Origin of the sequence: Peptoniphilus sp. BV3AC2 (assembly GCF_000478945.1) — a bacterium.
In the GTDB taxonomy this organism is placed as follows: domain Bacteria; phylum Bacillota; class Clostridia; order Tissierellales; family Peptoniphilaceae; genus Peptoniphilus_B; species Peptoniphilus_B duerdenii.
This window is the reverse complement of sequence record NZ_AWXD01000007.1, coordinates 80,644-99,580: the sequence shown is the minus strand read 5'-3', so window position 1 is coordinate 99,580 and position 18,937 is coordinate 80,644. Positions and strand designations below refer to the sequence as shown.

Below are 18,937 nucleotides of genomic sequence, written 5' to 3'. Positions count from 1 at the left end.
TCGGAAATAAATTTCCTCGCTCAGGATGACGACATTCCTCCGGTCATACCAAAGAAGAAATGAAAAATTTCTAAGAAAATAGATGAATACAGTCACCCTGAGCGAACGTAGTGAGTCGAACGGGTATAACCATGGTGGGGTGAAGTATGGGTGACCGCAGTTGGGAGATACCATAATATTTTTTTGGCAAAGATAGGTTAAATATAGGTCAGATCCTTCGAAGCCCTAGCCGAAATCTTTGATTTCGTAGCAGGTCTTGTGCAAAGAGTTCCAAAGAAGCCGAATGAAATGAAGGCTGATTTGCAGAACTCGACTGCCGACTCGGAAATAAATTTCCTCGCTCAGGATGACAAAGTGTGGGATTGTTTCACGGCTTCGCCTAAGGGGCAATAGTTTAGTACCAGTGTCGATGGAAGCAGGTTGCTTCCGCTATAGTTGAAATTGGGAAAATTACTAAAATTAAAAAGAAATTTTTTAATTTTAATTCATTGCATAAAAAAAGCTGACTTTCAATGCCAGCTTTTTTTCTTTATTTATTTATTTTCTTCTTTATCTAAATCGTCTTTTGCTTCTAGTTCTAAATTTTTTTCTGATGCTTCTTTATTCAAATCTTTTTCTTCTTTTATTTCTTCTTGTTCTTCTATGTCAGAGTTTAGATATTCTCTTAGATTTACTGTGTCGTCTTTGTAGAGTTTTTCAATTGTCTTTTCGATGTCTTTTGCATTCTTTCTAATCAAATTGGTTCTTATTTGTTTTAGAAGATTTATTTTGTCTTCGTTGTAGTCACTTACTAGGTCTTTTAAATCTTTGGAGAATTCTTCTTCGATTTCTGGTAGACTTGAGGTGCGGGAAACTGATAGAGATATGTCGCCTACATTGTAGAAGTCATCGATTATGAAGCTTGATTCTGATTTGATGTCGAGTCTTTGGTATGCTAGATTTGAGTTTAGCGCTCTATTTTCTAGTGCGTTGTTTAGATTTAAATTGTATGTGCCTATGATGACCATATCGTAGCCAAAGAATCTAAAGTTTTCGTCTATGTCCATGATCTTTATTTTTATTCTTTCTGGATTTTCTTCTTCCAATTTGGTGATGTCTGGTAATATTTCTGACGCAATGATATAGATTGCATGAACTTCTGTAAGGAGTAGTTTCTTGATTGTTTCTAGCACCAAGACTCCTCCACCTAGCACTAGAACATTTTTATCTTTTGTATCTAATGAAACGGGTATGTATCTCATATAATCCCATCCTTTCTTTATCTACTCACATCTATTTTATACTTAACTAAGCCATTTTGTAAACAATGAAATAAATTTGTAATAAATGTATATTAATAAACTGTGATATAATATACTCATTGGAGGTATAATATGAAAAAATCAAAACGTATTTTAGCATTATCACTTGCTGTTGCAATGCTACCTACATATAGCTTTGCTAAACAGTTTTCGGATGTTGCTTCAACAGGGACATATAAATGGGCATACTCAGCTATAGATGAGTTAAGCAACAAAAATATTATTGCAGGTTTTAATGATGGAACTTACAAACCAGAAAATTTAGTAAGTCTTCCTCAAACTCTTAGCTTACTTAAGGGTATTATAAACCCAAGTAGTGACGAAGTTACTAAGGCAACTAATACTTATGGAAAAGATTTAATAAATCTAGGAATGGACACTTGGGCAATTGATGCTGCTGCAATCTGTCTTCAAAACAATGTTATTACTATGGGACAGCTTCAAAGTGCGAAGAAATATGATCAAATAGGACCTGGTTCTAAGTCATATCCTGCAAGAGAAGATATTGCTGTGTTCTATGCAAAGGCTCTAGGTCTTGGAAAAAATTCTGATGTTTCTAACTTAAAGCACAAAGATATTTCTGATCTTGCGACTGAAAAGAAACAATATCTATCATCTCTTGTTAAGGCTGGGATATTTGCAGCTACAGGATCAAATGGAAACTTCAACGGTAGAAATGCGATCCGTCGTGCAGAGATTGCTATCATCACTAAGGCAGCTTATGATTACAAATCTAAGGTACAAGTTGCTACTGCTAAGGGTAATGTAATCCTTGCATCATCAACTAACAATCTAAACAGATTTATCATCAAAGATGGTACCAACACTATGAGTTTTGAATACAATGGAAATACAAAATTCACCATCAATGGTACTTTGGCTGATGCTACAAAACTTAAAGAAGGACAAGAAGTAGAAGTTAAATATCAAAAGGGTATTGGCGATGGAGTTCATGGAACTGCTACCGAAGTAACTATAAAAGACGTAGTTACTCAATACATTGGATATATTTCTGGGGTTTATTCAAATCAAGTAAAGATTAAATACACAAATAATAGTTCTTCAATTGATCTAAAGGCATCTGATAGTATTTCAACTTCTAAGGAATTTAATTATACTTTGGGAACTAACCCTGATATAACTATCCTAGGAATTTCATCTCCACTTTCTTATGTAAAGGAAGGGGACATGGTTGAATTTAATCTAGACGCACAAGGATATTTAACTAAGATGGTAGTTACTCCTAAGAATGGACAAATTAGTGGAGTTCTTAAGGAAATCGGATCTGTTGATGCTTATAAATTACTAAAAGAAATCACAGTTACCCTTAAGGATGGTAAGGATTACAAATTCTATGTAAGACTTGATAACAATTTAAAGAATTCTACAATAGATAATCTAAAGGTAGGAAACACCATAAATGCTTATACTAACTATAGATTTATCGGCGATAAGAGGAATATTGTAGGAAACAATGTTGTATTTGGTACAATCTCAGAGATCAAAACAGATAGCAAGTACAATATCACTGGTATAACTATTAAAGAAGGTGCTACTGATAGACCTTTAAGTTTTGATATAGCTAACAATTCATATATAAACGGTCAATACTACCTAAACAGATTAAGTAGAGGCGATACAGTATTAGTTGAAAACAATGGCTACTATGCAACTTCAATAAAAAACTATAGCAATAACACTACAAATGATTCAGTGTATCGTGTGACTGCAGAATTAAGAAATGATCTTGTAAACACAAATAATACCAAGAGATTTGAAATTACAGATTCTAGGTATATTGCAGGACGTCAATCATATAATCTAAGAGGACAAAAATTTGACGTAACAGGACTTAACTTACCAGACAATGGATACTTTAGACAAAGTTATACTTTTATTGTTGAATTTGATTCAAGTAATAATATTAGACCAATAATGATAGTAAACTATAACAACGGCTATGGATATGGTTATATAAAATAAAATTTTAAAAATTTAACCCCTTTCCAATTGAGGAAAGGGGATTTTTTTATCCTTTGTGTTATAATAATCATGGAGGTTTTTATGGAAAAATCAATGAAGAAACTTATGAAGAAATTTTTTATAATTGGACTTTCAGCTATAACTTTGGTACAGGGGATAGATGCGAAGTCATTTTCAGATATGAAGAACAGTGGATACGGCTGGGCGAATGAATACGTGGAATATTTGACTGAAAAGAATCTTTTAGCCGGATATGATGATGGGACTTTTAAACCACAAAGGGCAGTTTCATTTTTGGAAACATTAAAGATTATCGAGTCGCTTAAGATCGGAACTGTTAAAAATAATGAGACTTATGATCTAACTAAGTACAATATTCCTGCTTGGGCTATCGGGGCTGTAAGCTACAATCTTCAAATCGGAACTATTACTTTAAATACAATAGAAGCAGCTGTGAAAAAAGGACTTATAAATGGTAAGAAGTATCCAACTAGGGGAACTATTGCCGCACTTTTCGGAAGAGCTTTTGAAAGCGACAAGTCTGGAGATATTTCTCTTTTAAATTACAAAGATTTAAATAAAATAAATAAAGAGGCACTTAAATATTTGCCAGGACTTGTAAGTTTTGGAATTTTTGACAAGAATGGTTCTGACGGATGCTTCAACGGTGAAAAACATATTCGTCGTGCTGAGATGGCTGTAATCATGAAGAAGGCTCTAAACTACAAGGAACAATATAATTCTGCTAAACAAGATGAAAACTTGGAAGTAGTAGGAAAGGTAAAGGGATACGATATTGAAGTTATAACCCTAGATGTTCTTGGAGTGGAAAAGGATTATAAACTTGGGTTTGAAATTAAAGAGGATATAGTTGGAGCTACTGTTAAATTAAATATTACAAATGATGTTGCAAAATCCTACACAATTGTAGATAGGGATTTCCAAACTGAAGACGTTGTTACAAGATGTGAAGTGGTTGGATCTGTTGCAGCAGGAAATGGATATGTTATTACATTTAAAAATCTTGAAAACAACAAGGTGCCTACAGAATTCTCATACTACTTTGACAAGAATCTAACTGGCATAGTTAATTTAAAGATTATGCTCACAGGAGATTCAATATCTAGGATTGAACTTAAATGACAGATTATAGAGAGAGAACAGAAAAAGTTATAGGAAGAGAAGCGTTAGAGGTTTTAAAAAATAGGTCTGTAATTGTATTTGGCGTTGGAGGTGTCGGCGGATATGTGGTCGAATCCCTTGCTAGATGTGGAATCGGAAGGATTGGAATCGTAGACTTCGACGATATTTCTCTAACCAATATCAATAGACAGATCATTGCTACCAACTCTTCTGTTGGAATGAAAAAAGTAGACGCATTTGAAAAACGAATCTTGGATATAAATCCGGAAGCGATTATAGAAAAATATCCGATTAGGTACAGCGAAGAGACTGCAGGGGAAATAGATTTAAAATCCTACGACTATGTGGTGGATGCAATAGATGATGTAGCGGCGAAGCTACTTCTCATCAAAAATTCTCATGCACTTGGGATTAAGATTATTTCTTCCATGGGTATGGGAAACAAACTCGATCCATCTAAGATTGAAATTACAAAAATTTCTAAGACCAGCATGGATCCCCTCGCTCGCAAGATGAGGAGATTATTAAAAGAAGAAAAGATTGACATAGATGTTTGCTATTCAAAGGAAGAACCGAAAAATCTGTGCGAAGACAAGAGGACTCCTGGCTCAACGCCATTCGTGCCTCCTGCGGCAGGACTTTTTATCGGATCTAAAATAGTAAGGGAGCTTATATGAATTTACTGGAAGGACTAAACGATAGACAGAGAGAAGCGGTGACCACCACAGAAGGACCAGTACTTGTGCTTGCTGGAGCGGGCTCAGGTAAGACCTCTGTAGTTACGAAGAAAATTGCATACTTAATGGAAGAGAAGAAAGTCTATCCTTCCAAGATTTTGGCGATAACTTTTACAAATAAAGCGGCAAATGAAATGAAGACGAGGGTCGAGAGGCTCATTCACACCGATTTCAACATGTGGATCGGCACATTTCACTCTATCGCCGTTAGAATTTTGCGCAGAGATATAGATAGGCTTGGTTACGATAGAAACTTCACCATCTATGACACCAAGGATCAACAGACGGTGGTAAAAGATATTATAAAGAGGATGGATCTCAGTGCAGAAAGTTATAAACCTCGCACCATTCAAGCCAAGATTTCTTCTATTAAGAATAGCGGAGGTCGTGTGGAGGATGTGCTTTCAGAATCCATATATTCAGAGAGAATCACAAAGGAAATCTACTACGAATATGAAAAGGAACTGAAGAAGAACAATGCACTAGACTTCGACGATCTTATTTTAAAATCTGTGGAGCTTCTACAAAATCACGAAGAAGTTAAGAACTATTACAGGGATAGATTTGAATACGTCTTTGTCGATGAATATCAAGACACCAACAAATCTCAGTACGAAATGGTAAGACTGATTTGTAGAGAAAATCCAAATCTAACAGTGGTAGGAGACAATGACCAAAGTATCTATGCTTGGCGTGGGGCAGATATCTCAAATATTTTAAATTTCGAAAAGGATTTTAAAAATGCAAAGGTAGTGCTTCTGGAACAGAATTATCGTTCCACGAAGAATATTCTAGATGCTGCAAACAGCCTCATTGCAAACAATCCGACAAAGTACAAAAAGAATCTGTGGACCAGCTCCCAAGGTGGAGAAACTGTTAAATATAAAATATATTCATCTTCCTTTGACGAAGAAAAATGTGTAATAGAAAAGATTGATGATCTTCACAGGGACTATCCTTTTGAGGATATGGCAATTCTATATAGAACCAACGCCCAATCGAGAGGTTTTGAAGAGCATCTTATGAGGGCTGGCATCGCATATAGAGTAGTTGGCGGACTTAAATTCTATGATAGAAAAGAAGTGAAAGATATAATTTCCTATATGCAGTTCATCGTAAACACCGATGACGAAGTATCCCTTGCAAGGATTATTAACACTCCTAGACGTGGAATCGGAGACCAAACTGTAGAATCTATCCGCAAGGCAGCGATAGACTCTGGCAAGACCATGTATGAAATAATTAAAAATTTAGATGAATACAATTTAAATATCAGAGCATCTAAGAATATTAAAAAATTTGTAGAGATTATAGAAAATCTGAGAGAAAAAAAGGACAGCATTACGATTCATGAATTTATCGAAGAAGTTTGCAGAGAGTCCGGATATATTGAAGATTTAGAAAAAGAAAATACGGTTGAATCTAGAAGTAGAATTGAAAATATAGAAGAACTTATAAATTCCAGCTACGAATACGAAAAGAATTATGAAGAGCCGAACTTGGAAGAATATCTATCTTCCCTAAGTCTACTATCCGATGTGGATAAATCGGAAGATACAGGCGGAGTAAGCCTTATGACTGTCCATGGAGCAAAGGGTCTTGAGTTCAAAGTGGTATTCTTGGTTGGAATGGAAGAGAGAGTCTTCCCATCAGGAAGATCCATGGATGAAGATGACGAAGTGGAAGAGGAGAGAAGACTTGCCTATGTTGCAATAACTAGAGCAAAGGAACAACTCTTTGTAAGTTCATGCAAGAGTAGAAATAGTTACGGTCAACCGACCTACAACAAGCCATCTAGGTTTATAGAAGAGATGGGAAGTATCGAATATTTAGATACTGTAGATAGCGAACTTAGAATTGACTACGACAGAAAGAGCAAGATAAATAGAATGAACTCCATCTCTAAAAATTTCCGCAGTCAAAGGGAAAAGAAGGCGGAGCAAAAACTCAACACCTCCAAGGATTTCTCCATCGGAGACAAGGTTAAACACAGGATTTTTGGACAGGGAATGATCGTATCCGTAACTAAAAAAGATGATGACGAAGAATTGGTAGTAGCTTTTGACAACGGAAATATCAAAAGACTTATGAAATCCCACGCGCCATTGGAGAGTTTAAATGAATAAGAGAATAGATGAATTAGTTGAGCTTTTGAATAAATACAGCTACCACTACTACACCTTAGATGAACCTCTGGTAGCAGATGTTGAATACGACAGGCTCTACGATGAACTTGTAAAATTAGAAAAAGAAACTGGATATATTAGACCGGACAGCCCGACCAATAGAGTCGGCGGTGAACTTTTAACAGGATTTGTAAAACATACCCACCTGAGTCCTCTGTATTCTATGGATAAGGCACAATCCTTTGACGAACTTCGCGCTTGGGAAGAGAGAAATATGAGACTTCTTCCTGGAGTTAAAGATATAGATTATGTGGTGGAACTAAAATTCGACGGTCTTACAATTAATTTGACATACAATAATGGAATTCTTGAAAATGCAAGTACAAGGGGTAATGGTCTCATAGGAGAAGAGATTCTTCCTCAGGTGAAGACCATAAATTCTGTGCCACTAAGTATTGAATACAAAGGATTATTTGAAGTGCAAGGGGAAGGGCTTATGCCTTTTAAAGCCTTTAATAAATACAACGAAACTGCTGAAGAAGTCTTAAAAAATCCTAGAAATGCAGCGGCAGGGGCCCTTAGAAATTTAGATCCAAAGGTGACGAGAAAGAGAAATCTCGACGCATACTTCTACAATGTTGGCTACATCGAAGGTAGAGAATTTAAAACAGATACGGAGATGAAAGAATTTTTAAGAGAACAGAAATTCAAAGTAAATCCGATCTACTACCATGTGAAAAATATAGACGAAGCAATAGAATGTATAAATAAAATCGAAGAGATGAGAGACTCTCTGGATGTTTTAATTGACGGGGCAACTATTAAGGTGGATGACTATTCGCTTAGAGAAAAACTAGGATACACCAACAAATTTCCTCGTTGGGCAGTTGCTTATAAGTATGAAGCCAAAGAAGTCACAACGAAGCTTCTCGATGTAATTTGGAATGTAGGTAGAACTGCAAAGGTAACTCCATCGGCAATCTTAGAGCCGGTAGAAATAGGCGGAGTTACCATTCAAAGGGCGACCTTAAATAATTTTGACGACATCCAAAGAAAAAAACTTAGACTTGGAAGTAGAGTCCTACTTAGAAGGTCAAACGATGTTATCCCTGAGATACTTGGAGCAGTTCCTTCCGACGAAAAGACAGAGGAAATAAAACTTCCAACCCATTGTCCATACTGCGGTTCAGAACTTTATAAGGATGGAGTTCATATCTTCTGTCCAAATACACTTTCATGTTTGCCACAGTTAATTGGAAGAATCGTGCATTTCGCAAGTAGAGATGCTATGAATATAGAAGGTCTCTCAGATAAAACTGCAGCGGTTTTAATTTCTGACTTTGATATAAAAGAAGTTTCTGACCTTTACGATATTACGAAAGAAGATTTGATGAGTTTGGAAGGATTTAAGGATAAAAAATCCGACAATCTTCTTGAACAGTTGGAAAAATCAAAGGACGTAAATCTTTCGAACTTCGTGTATGCCCTTGGAATTCATAATGTGGGCATAAAGGCTGCAAGAGATTTGGCGGACCATTTCAAAAGTCTAGAAGGACTTATGAATGCAACTGAAGAAGAACTGGTGAGCATTGATGATGTGGGACCTATAACAGCCCACGAAATTTATGAATTTTTCCATGATGAAAGGATTAAAGATTCAATTAAAAAACTTCTTGATCATGGAATAAAACCTAAATTTATAGATCTAGCAAAAGATTCAAATAGTAATTTTGCAGGACTTAAGATAGTCTTAACGGGCAAACTTTCTAGACCGAGAAAAGAAATAGAAAAAGAACTTCTCTCCCTTGGGGCAGAGGTGGTAGGATCTGTTTCAAAGAATACGGATCTCGTTATAATAGGAGAAAACGCAGGTTCCAAAGCTGATAAAGCGAGGGAACTTGGGATTAAAATAATAGATGAGAAAACATACGAGGAGGAAAAATGAAGCTTGAAGATATAAAGCATATTGCTGACATAGCCAATATTTCATTTACTGATGAAGAACTTAAGAACTTCGAATCTGACTTCGTTGATACGATGAAATTAATCGACAATATTGCGAAGATAGATACTGAAAATGTAGAAGGCGTATTTCAAGTAAATGATATTAAAAATAATTTTAGACCGGACGAAGTAGGAGAATCTCTTCCTAAGGAAGAAGCTCTTAAGAACACAGAAGTTGAAAAGTATGGATACTTTGAAATACTTAAATTTGTAGATTGAGGTAGTTATGGAACTTACAAAATTAGGAATAAAAGAACTTCAAGATGGCTATAAAAAAGGCGACTTCACAAAGGAAGAAGTTTTAAATAGCTATATTGAAAATATAGAAAAAGAAGATGGAGAAATAAATGCTTACATCACGAAGACTTTTGAACTTGCAAAGAAAAATCTAAACAAAGATGGACTTCTATCTGGAATTCCACTTTCTCTAAAGGACAATATCTCTGTAAAAGATGTAAGACTTACATGCGGTTCAAAGATTCTAGAGAATTATGAATCTCCATACGACGCAGACGTTACTAAAAAAGTTTTGGAAGCAGGAGGACTTATCCTTGGAAAAGTAAACATGGATGAGTTTGCAATGGGAGCTACCACCAGATCTTCATATTATGGAGCTACCAAAAATCCACTTGATAAGACTCTTATCCCTGGAGGATCATCAGGAGGATCTGCAGCATCTGTAGCTGGAGAAATGGCTGTGGTATCAGTTGGTACAGACACAGGTGGATCTACTAGACAACCTGCATCTTACTGCGGTATCGTTGGAATAAAACCAACCTATGGAACTATTTCAAGATATGGAATCTCAACCATGGCAAACACATTTGACAGTCCAGGAACCATGGGTAAGACCGTAGAAGATGCTACGATTTTACTAAAAGCATTGAAGGGAAGAAGCATAAAGGACGCAACTTCTATAGAAAATAAATCCATAGATGAAGTAGACTTCTACAAACTAGATTCAAATTATTTAAAAGGAAAAAATATTGCAATTCCAAAAGTTTACTTGGATCTTGATGATGAGAGAATTGAAAATGAATTTAAAACTGCAATAGAAATACTTGAAGATCTCGGCGCAAAGATAAACTATGTGGACATGAAATATCTAAAGAATGTAATCGAAACTTACCATATCTTAGTAAATGGCGAGATTTCTTCCAACATGGCGAGATTTGATGGAATCATCTATGGAAAGAGAACCACAGATGACTACGAAACCATCGAAGAAATGTTCAAGAAGACTAGAGGCGAAGGCTTCGGACAAGAAGTAAAGAAAAGAATCATGATTGGAACTCAAATACTTTCACTGGACCTTGCGGAAGATTATTACTACAAGGCACTTAAGGTAAGAGGACTTATAAAATCTGAAATGGATAAAGTTCTAGAAGACAATATGTTTATCCTTTCTCCAACATCACCAATTCTTCCAATTAAACTTGACTCACAAATGACACCGGTAGAAATATACAAGGCGGACATGTTTACAATTCCAGCAAACATGGCAGGATGTCCATCACTATCAGTTCCAATGAACAAGAAGGACGGACTAAGCGTGGGAATCCAATTTACCGGAAGAAGAATGAAGGACAATGAAATTTTAAATTCAGCATATTTATTTGAAAGGAGTAAAAATGAACTATAAAACAATTGTAGGTCTTGAAATCCACGTGGAGCTTCAAACTAAGACAAAAGCTTTTTGCTCCTGCGAAAATGCCTATGGAAAAGAACCAAATACTTTGACTTGTCCAGTATGCCTTGGACTTCCTGGAGGACTTCCAGTTCTTAACGAAAATGTAGTTAGATACACTGTTATGGCAGGTCATGCACTTAACTGCGAAATCAGAAAATTTTCAAAATTCGATAGAAAAAATTACTTCTATCCTGACCTTACCAAAGGTTTCCAAATCACCCAAGACGATATGGCAATCTGCTATGACGGATACATCGAAATCGAAGGTGATGACGGAAATCCTAAGAAGGTAGGACTTATGAAGATACAAATGGAAGAAGACACTGGTAAATCCATGCACATGGAAGAAAACACATTTATGGATTACAACAGATGTGGAGTTCCACTTATAGAAATCGTATCTAAACCAGATATTTCTTCTGGAAAAGAAGCGAGAGAATTTTTGGAAAAATTAAAGGCAACAATAGTATACCTTGGAATCTCTGACTGCAAGATGGAAGAAGGATCTCTAAGATGCGACGTAAATGTAAATATAAAAGATTTAGACACTGGGAAGAAGACTGCAGTAACAGAAGTTAAAAACCTTAACTCATTTAGAGGAGTAGAAAAGGCGATAGACTTTGAAGTAAAAAGACATATCGACTTACTTGAAACTGGAAAATCTGAAATCAGAACCACTAGAAGATGGGACGATCAAAAGAATGAAACCATTCTAATGAGACAAAAGTTGACTGTGGCAGACTATAGATTTGCACCAGAAGGAGATTTACCTCCAGTGGTGATAAGTGATGAATACATCGAAAAGATAAAATCTGAAATGCCAGAATTGCCAGATGTTAAGAAACAAAGATTTATAGAAGAATACAAACTTCCAGAATACGATGCAGGAGTATTGACATCAACCATAGAACTTGCAAACTATTATGAAGAATTGGTAAGAGACTTTGATGATTATAACATGGCGTCAAACTGGATGATGACAGAAGTTTTAAGAAGAGTTGACTTAACTGGAGATAATAAATTTGAAACTCCGTTTGAAGTTGAAGATTTAAAAACACTATTAAAAGAAATAAAATCTGGAAAGATAAATAACAACGCCGGCAAAAAAGTCCTAAGAGCGATGTTTGAAGAAAATAAAAAACCACTAGATATAATTAAAGAACAAGGACTAGTGCAAATAGAAGACGACTCACTTATCGAAGAGCTTGTAGTAAAAGTACTAGAAGAAAATCCACAATCTATTGAAGATATAAAGAATGGAAAGAACAGAGCCTTTGGATTCTTAGTAGGACAAGTAATGAAAGCATCAAAGGGCAAGGCAAATCCACAAATGGTAAATAAAATAATAGAAGAAAAATTAAAAAATATGTAAAGATAACCATAGTTATTTTGAACTGAGCCCCAAAATCTAGAATAAGGATGGAGGGGTTTTTATTTACCATGCATCACAAATTAAAATTTTGCAAATTCAAATAATTTTTCAGAACAAACAAAAACCCTAAGGCTAAATAGCTTTAGGGTTTAATTTAATTTAATTATTTTTCTGTTGTGTATCCAGCGTCAATCCAAGCGATGATTCCACCTGGTTGTCTGTAAACATTTGTGAATCCTTCTTCTTCAGCAATAAGTCCACCTACGTGAGATCTTTCGCATCCAACGAAACCGCAGTAAATAACGATTTTTTTGTCTTTGTCTTCTCCAAGAGCCTTAACAAAAGCTTCTCTTTGTTCTGGAGTTACATCTTCCATCTTAACAGGAAGTTCAGCGTTAACTGCTCCAGGAATTCTGTTTTTGTTGTAGCTATCAGCAGGCATAGTGTCTACTACTATCATATCTTCCTTGTTATCAATCCAGTTCTTTAGTTCTTCAGTTGAAACTAATTTATAGTTTGCTGATTCAACTGAAGTAACAAGTTTCATAGAAGCTGTTTCAATCTTAGCTTCGTTTCCATCTTTTGCAGTTCCAGGTCCTTTTGCTCCGCCACATCCAGTAAGGATTGTTGCAAGAGAAAGAGCTACTGCTGCTTTTTTAAAATTATTCATAATTAACCTCCGTTTTTATTTATTATAACAAGTTTAATAAAATAATACGATTACAAAATGGTTAAAATTTTAAAATATTATTTTAAAGCTAAATATTTAATTCTTAAAAAATATTGGTATACCAAAGAAAAATATAAAAATCAAAAAGTTTTAAAAAAATGAATTAAAAAATTAGAAAATATTCTTGAAATAATAAAAAATAAAAGGAGGTTAAACCTCCTTAAATTTAAAATTATTTTTCTTCTTCTAGAAGCATCTCTCCGATTTTATAAACATCTCCTGCACCCATGGTGACTACAGTGTCTCCAGGGCGAAGATTGTCCTTTAAGAATTTAACTATATCTCTGAATGTTTCTATATAGAGAGCCTTGTCCTTATTTTGATTTATCGCATCCACAAGAGTTTTGGAGTGGATATCTCCGTAATCTTTTTCACGAGCGGCATAGATATCTGTGATAATGGTGTAGTCAGCTTCGCTAAAAGATTTTGAAAAACTATCTAGTAGAATCTTGGTCCTTGTGAAGGTATGAGGTTGGAAGATACAGTATAGATTTCTTTCGCAGCCTCTTTTGATCGCGTGAAGGGAAGCGAGGATTTCTGTAGGATGGTGAGCATAGTCATCAAACACCTTTGCACCTCCAAACATTCCTTTGAACTCGAGCCTTCTATGAACACCTTTGTAAGAATGAATTCCGTCGATTGCGTCTTTGAATGAAATATTATTTTCGTGAGCGCAGGCAATAGCTGCAAGGGAATTCTTGATATTGTGAATTCCAAGTACTGATAGAATAACCTTGCCAATTAGAGATCCTTTGTAGTAAAGGTCGTATTCAGGGTATCCATCTTCGCAGAATTTAATATTTTTTGCAGTGTAGTCTGCGTCATTTTCAACTCCAAATGTAACAACAGTCGTGTTATCTCTATTTTGAAGTTCTCTCACGTATGGATCGTCTATATTTAAAATTAGAGTAGATCCTGGTTGTAGATTGTCGGCATATCCCTTAAAAGTGTTTACTATATGTTCCATATTGTCGAAATAATCCAAATGGTCTTCGTCAATATTTAAGATAACTGCAGTGGTTGGGAAGTACTTAAGTACATTTGCTTTGTACTCACATGCTTCAGTAAGCATGATTTCTCTATTGCCAACTAGCACATTTCCATTTATATCGTCCAGTTTACCACCGAGTAGAATAGTCGGTCTCTCAGGAAGATTTCTTATAATTTCAGAAACCATTGAAGTAGTAGAAGTTTTACCGTGTGTACCAGAAATCGCCATGGAAATTTTGTAATTTTTCATAAGAGCACCTAAAAAAGAAGCTCTGTCAACTATATCTATCTTTTGTTTAATAGCTTCTCTAAGCTCTTCATTGTCAAGGGAAATAGCATCTGTATAGATCACAAGATCTGCACCATCAATATTTTCTTTTTTGTGGCCGATATGTATATCGATGCCATCGTTTGCAAGTTTAGTTAAGAGATCACTTTTATTTGCATCTGAACCAGATACACTATATCCTGATTCGTTTAAAATTTCTGCCAAACCGCTCATAGAAATACCACCGATTCCTATGAAATGTATTTTTTTGTATTTTTTCTCATCTATATTAAAAATAAACATGTAATTCCTCCGTCTTGTTAAATTATAACATAAAGAAATTTAAATTTTATATACAAAATTCTATTTTATAGTAGTTTTTTTTATTACGATGTACTATAATAAAGATATAAATGACAAGGTGGTGACATTATGAACATTACAGATGTAAGAATTAGAAAAATTCATGGAGTAGGAAACCTAAGAGCAGTGGCATCAGTTACTTTTGATGATGCATTTGTTGTCCATGACATTAAAGTAATTCAAGGTGATAGCTCATTATTTATTGCAATGCCTTCTAGAAAACTTTCTAATGGAGAATTTAGAGATATTGCTCATCCAATTAACCAAGAAGCAAGAAGTGCAATTGAAAAGATTATCTTCGAAAGATATGAAGAGCTACCTGAAGAAGACGAAGCTGAAACTTCAGAAGGCACTGAAGAATAAGTGCAGAATTAGAAGTACCGATGGGTGCTTCTTTTTTTATGTATTTTTACACACAATTTAAAGTGCAAAAAGTTACCACATTCAATATATATTACATAATTAATAAATCTTTAATAAACATTATCATTTCAAAAGATTTTGTTAAAAATTTAATTATGATGGAATCAAGCTTTACACGCTTAGTATTCTGTTAAATTGATAACAAGGAAAATATATTCCTTGTTTATATTCCGATATATGTTATAATTATATTAGATACATAAGGGGGAGTTTTATGAGCCGTTTAGAAATAATTTCGCCTAAACAAGCGAATATAGTAATGGATAGTCTTTATAAAGACTTGGAAAGAAGAATCGAATCTTCACCACCGGGACTATGTCCAGTGGATATGGCTAGAGTTTTTGTAGAGTTATGCCATGCGCAAACTTGCGGAAAATGTGTTCCTTGTAGAGTTGGTCTAGCACAACTTGCAAAATTAATAAAAGATGTACTAGATGGCAATGCTACTTTGGAAACACTTGATGTTATAGAACAGACAGCACTTACAGCTATGGAATCATCTGACTGCGCAATAGGTTACGAAGCGGCCAATATGGTTTACAAAGGACTTATCGGATTTAGAGATGATTACGAAGAACATATTCTTCATGGAAGATGTAATTTCACATATGCTCAACCAGTTCCTTGTGTGGCACTTTGCCCAGCTAGGGTAGACGTTCCAGGTTATATTGCACTTATAAGGGAACAAAGATTTGCGGATGCGGTTAGGCTTATTAGAAAGGATAACCCTTTCCCAACTACATGCGGATTTATTTGCGAACATCCATGTGAAGAAAAATGTAGAAGAAACATGATGGATGATGCCATAAATATAAGAGGTCTAAAGAGAATGGCAGCGGATTACGCTGGATTTGTAGATCCACCAGAATGTGCGCCATCCACTGGCAAGAGAATTGCAATCCTAGGCGGAGGTCCAGGAGGACTAAGCGCTGCATACTACTTACAACTTATGGGACATAGTACTGTAGTTTACGAAATGCTACCAGAACTTGGCGGTATGCTTAGATATGGTATTCCAAATTACAGACTTCCAAAAGAAAGACTCGATGAAGATATAAATGCTATTCTTAAGACTGGTGTAAAAGTAATTCACGGAGTTAAGATTGGCGTTGATTTAAGTATAGAAGATCTACAAAAAGAATATGACGCAGTGCTTATAACTGTAGGTGCAAGTACCGATAAAAAACTAGGACTTGAAGGAGAAGCTGCTGAAAATATAGTATCTGCAGTAGAATTTTTAAGAGCCGTTGGAGTTGGAGAAAAGATCGACCTAACTGGAAAACATGTTGCTGTTGTCGGTGGTGGTAACGTGTCTATGGACGCAGTTAGAACTGCTAAGAGACTTGGAGCAGAAAAAGTTTCTATAGTTTACAGAAGAAGAGTTGCAGATATGACAGCCCTACCTGGAGAAATCGAAGGTGCAGTATCTGAAGGTATAGAACTTGTAACTTTGAAGGCTCCTTCAAAACTAGAATTTGACGAAGAAGGAAAACTAAAAGGTCTTTGGGTAACACCACAGATGATTAGTAATATAAAAGACGGAAGAGCAAGTATAAAACCAACTGGAGAAGAAGATCAATTCATCCGTTGTGAATACCTTATAGTTGCAATCGGACAAAATATTGAAACTAAGTATTTTGAAGATTTGGGATTTCCAGTTAAATGGGGAAGATTTGTCACCGATTCAACAGGAGCAATAGAAGAATTCCCTGGCGTATTTGCTGGAGGGGACTGTACTTCAGGACCTGCTTCTGTTATAAAGGCTATCGCAGCTGCCAAAGTTGTAGCGGCAAACATCGACTCCTACCTTGGATATCACCACATAATCTCTGTGGATATTGATATTCCGGAAATAGGAATTGAGGACAAGAGCCCATGTGCAAGAGTAAATATGACTGAAAGAGATAGCAGTGAAAGAGTCTGCGACTTCGAAGGAGTAGAAAACTGTATGACCCTATCAGAAGGATTACAAGAAGCATCTAGATGTCTTCGTTGTGACCACTTTGGATACGGCGTATTTAAAGGAGGCAGGGAACATAGATGGTAAACTTAACTATTGACGGAAAAAAAGTATCTGTTCCTGAACAAACTACTATTATGGAAGCTGCAGAATCTGTAGGAATTCACATTCCAAGACTCTGTTATTTAAAAGATTTAAATGAAATAGCTGCATGTAGAATATGTGTAGTTGAAGTAGATGGAAAAGATAAACTTATAACTTCATGTAACAACGTTGTACTTGAAGGTATGGAAGTTAAAACAAACTCTAAAAAGGTAAGATCTCATAGAAAGACTACAGTGGAACTACTTCTTTCACAACACTCCAATAAATGTGTGTCCTGTGCAAGAAATCAAAACTGTTCACTTCAAGATTTAACCTATGATTTAAACATTAGAGAAATTCCATATGAAGAACATCTAGAAAAACAAGAATGGAACAACAACTTCCCACTTATTCGTGATTCAACAAGATGTATCAAATGTATGAGATGTATCCAAGTCTGCGACAAGATGCAAAGTTTAAATGTATGGGGACTAGAAGGAACTGGAGCTAGAACTACAGTAAACGTAACTGGTGGAAGAAAGATAGAAGATGCAAACTGTTCACTTTGCGGTCAATGTATAACCCACTGTCCAGTAGGAGCTCTATCAGAAAGAGACGACACTGAAAAAGCATGGAACGCCCTTGAAGATGAAACCAAGACTGTAGTAGTGCAAGTTGCACCAGCAGTACGTGCATCCTGGGCAGAACAAATGGGACTATCTGAAGAAGAAGCACCAGTTGGAAAGATTTTTGACGCCCTTAAAAAGATGGGAGCAGACTACGTATTCGATACAGTATTCGGTGCGGACCTAACCATTATGGAAGAAGCAAGCGAATTCTTAGAAAGATTCACAGCTGGAGACTTAAAGGAAAGACCAATGTTTACATCATGCTGCCCTGGTTGGGTAAGATTTGTAAAGACAGAATTTCCACATATGCTAAGCAGTCTTTCAACTGCAAAATCACCACAACAAATGTTTGGCGCAGTAATGAAATCCTACTTTGCAGAAAAGATTGGCAAGAATCCTAACGATATAGTTGCAATTTCAGTAATGCCATGTGTGGCTAAGAAGGCTGAAAGAGAAATGGATATGTACTATGGAGAATTTGCGGGTCATGAAACTGATATAGTAATAACCACTAGAGAATTGACAAGGATGATTAAATCAGCTCATATAAATGTTTCTAATCTAGAAAATATACCTAGCGACAATCCGATGGAAGATGGAACTGGAGCAGGAGTAATCTTCGGAGCAACCGGTGGAGTTATGGAAGCAGCGCTAAGAACTGCATACTTCACATTGAAAGGAGAAAATCCTCCAAACGATGCATTCCTAAGAGTTAGAAATGACGGTTCTAAAGATGGTAGCGGAATCAGAGAATCTGAATTCGATATAGATGGAGTAAAGGTAAGAACAGCGGTAGTAAGTGGACTAGGAAACACTAGAGAGCTACTAGAAAGAATTGACAAAGGCGAAGCAAACTATGACTTTGTAGAAGTTATGGCATGTCCTGGAGGCTGCGTAGGTGGCGGTGGACAGATTATCCACGATGGACAAGAAAAAGCCTTTGAAAGAGGAAAGAAACTTTATAAACTAGATGACAATTACGAATATAGATGTTCCCATGACAATCCAGATATAAAGAAACTCTATGATGAATACCTAGGTAAACCACTATCATTTAAGGCTCACATGTTACTTCATACAGAACATAAAATAAATAACTAAAATAATTACCCAGGAGAAATCCTGGGTACAATT

General features: G+C 35.7%; 14 protein-coding genes. 11 read left to right on the top strand and 3 right to left on the bottom strand.

The genetic code is table 11. From position 1 onward, the window contains the following. Positions 1–533 precede the first annotated feature (533 nt). On the bottom strand, positions 534–1,241 hold the full coding sequence (locus HMPREF1252_RS01155) for an NAD(P)-dependent oxidoreductase (protein WP_023058955.1): 708 nt from the start codon (positions 1,239–1,241) through the stop codon (positions 534–536). 132 nt (positions 1,242–1,373) lie between these two features. Here HMPREF1252_RS01155 and HMPREF1252_RS09145 point away from each other — a divergent pair, with 132 nt between their 5' ends. From HMPREF1252_RS09145 to gatB, 8 genes are all read left to right on the top strand, one after another. After that, the gene (locus HMPREF1252_RS09145) at positions 1,374–3,284 is read left to right on the top strand and encodes an S-layer homology domain-containing protein (protein WP_023059070.1); all 1,911 of its coding nucleotides are present in this window, start codon (positions 1,374–1,376) and stop codon (positions 3,282–3,284) included. A gap of 81 nt (positions 3,285–3,365) precedes the next feature. After that, a complete protein-coding gene (locus tag HMPREF1252_RS01145) occupies positions 3,366–4,427 on the top strand; it encodes an S-layer homology domain-containing protein (RefSeq protein WP_023059082.1) in 1,062 nt (353 codons plus the stop codon). Next, on the top strand, positions 4,424–5,104 hold the full coding sequence (locus HMPREF1252_RS01140) for a ThiF family adenylyltransferase (protein ID WP_023059007.1): 681 nt from the start codon (positions 4,424–4,426) through the stop codon (positions 5,102–5,104). Before HMPREF1252_RS01145 ends, HMPREF1252_RS01140 begins: the two co-directional genes overlap by 4 nt. Beyond that, on the top strand, positions 5,101–7,290 hold the full coding sequence (locus HMPREF1252_RS01135; RefSeq protein WP_023059066.1) for an ATP-dependent helicase: 2,190 nt from the start codon (positions 5,101–5,103) through the stop codon (positions 7,288–7,290). The genes HMPREF1252_RS01140 and HMPREF1252_RS01135 overlap by 4 nt, the downstream gene beginning before the upstream one ends. Next, on the top strand, positions 7,283–9,235 hold the full coding sequence (gene ligA, locus HMPREF1252_RS01130) for an NAD-dependent DNA ligase LigA (protein WP_023058977.1): 1,953 nt from the start codon (positions 7,283–7,285) through the stop codon (positions 9,233–9,235). Before HMPREF1252_RS01135 ends, ligA begins: the two co-directional genes overlap by 8 nt. Beyond that, on the top strand, positions 9,232–9,513 hold the full coding sequence (gene gatC / locus HMPREF1252_RS01125; protein WP_023058993.1) for an Asp-tRNA(Asn)/Glu-tRNA(Gln) amidotransferase subunit GatC: 282 nt from the start codon (positions 9,232–9,234) through the stop codon (positions 9,511–9,513). The genes ligA and gatC overlap by 4 nt, the downstream gene beginning before the upstream one ends. A 7-nt stretch (positions 9,514–9,520) precedes the next feature. Next, a complete protein-coding gene (gatA, locus tag HMPREF1252_RS01120) occupies positions 9,521–10,936 on the top strand; it encodes an Asp-tRNA(Asn)/Glu-tRNA(Gln) amidotransferase subunit GatA (protein ID WP_023059089.1) in 1,416 nt (471 codons plus the stop codon). Beyond that, on the top strand, positions 10,926–12,356 hold the full coding sequence (gene gatB, locus HMPREF1252_RS01115) for an Asp-tRNA(Asn)/Glu-tRNA(Gln) amidotransferase subunit GatB (RefSeq protein ID WP_023058995.1): 1,431 nt from the start codon (positions 10,926–10,928) through the stop codon (positions 12,354–12,356). The genes gatA and gatB overlap by 11 nt, the downstream gene beginning before the upstream one ends. A gap of 163 nt (positions 12,357–12,519) precedes the next feature. Here gatB and HMPREF1252_RS01110 read toward each other — a convergent pair whose 3' ends face one another. Next, positions 12,520–13,026, bottom strand: a complete 507-nt coding sequence (locus HMPREF1252_RS01110; RefSeq protein ID WP_023059046.1) for a rhodanese-like domain-containing protein — start codon at positions 13,024–13,026, stop codon at positions 12,520–12,522. A 232-nt stretch (positions 13,027–13,258) separates the two neighbouring features. Continuing rightward, positions 13,259–14,647, bottom strand: coding sequence for a UDP-N-acetylmuramate--L-alanine ligase (gene murC, locus HMPREF1252_RS01105; RefSeq protein ID WP_023058956.1), 1,389 nt, complete (start codon positions 14,645–14,647; stop codon positions 13,259–13,261). A gap of 129 nt (positions 14,648–14,776) precedes the next feature. On the opposite strand from murC, the gene spoVG reads away from it, so the two are divergent. The 3 genes from spoVG to HMPREF1252_RS01090 all read left to right on the top strand — a co-directional run bounded on the left by spoVG (position 14,777) and on the right by HMPREF1252_RS01090 (position 18,904). Continuing rightward, complete coding sequence (gene spoVG / locus HMPREF1252_RS01100; protein ID WP_008902550.1) at positions 14,777–15,070, top strand: septation regulator SpoVG; 294 nt, start codon at positions 14,777–14,779, stop codon at positions 15,068–15,070. Between the two features lie 274 nt (positions 15,071–15,344). Further along, positions 15,345–17,177, top strand: a complete 1,833-nt coding sequence (locus HMPREF1252_RS01095) for an NAD(P)-binding protein (RefSeq protein WP_023058950.1) — start codon at positions 15,345–15,347, stop codon at positions 17,175–17,177. Then, positions 17,171–18,904, top strand: coding sequence for a [FeFe] hydrogenase, group A (locus HMPREF1252_RS01090; RefSeq protein ID WP_023059101.1), 1,734 nt, complete (start codon positions 17,171–17,173; stop codon positions 18,902–18,904). Before HMPREF1252_RS01095 ends, HMPREF1252_RS01090 begins: the two co-directional genes overlap by 7 nt. Positions 18,905–18,937: the final 33 nt, after the last annotated feature.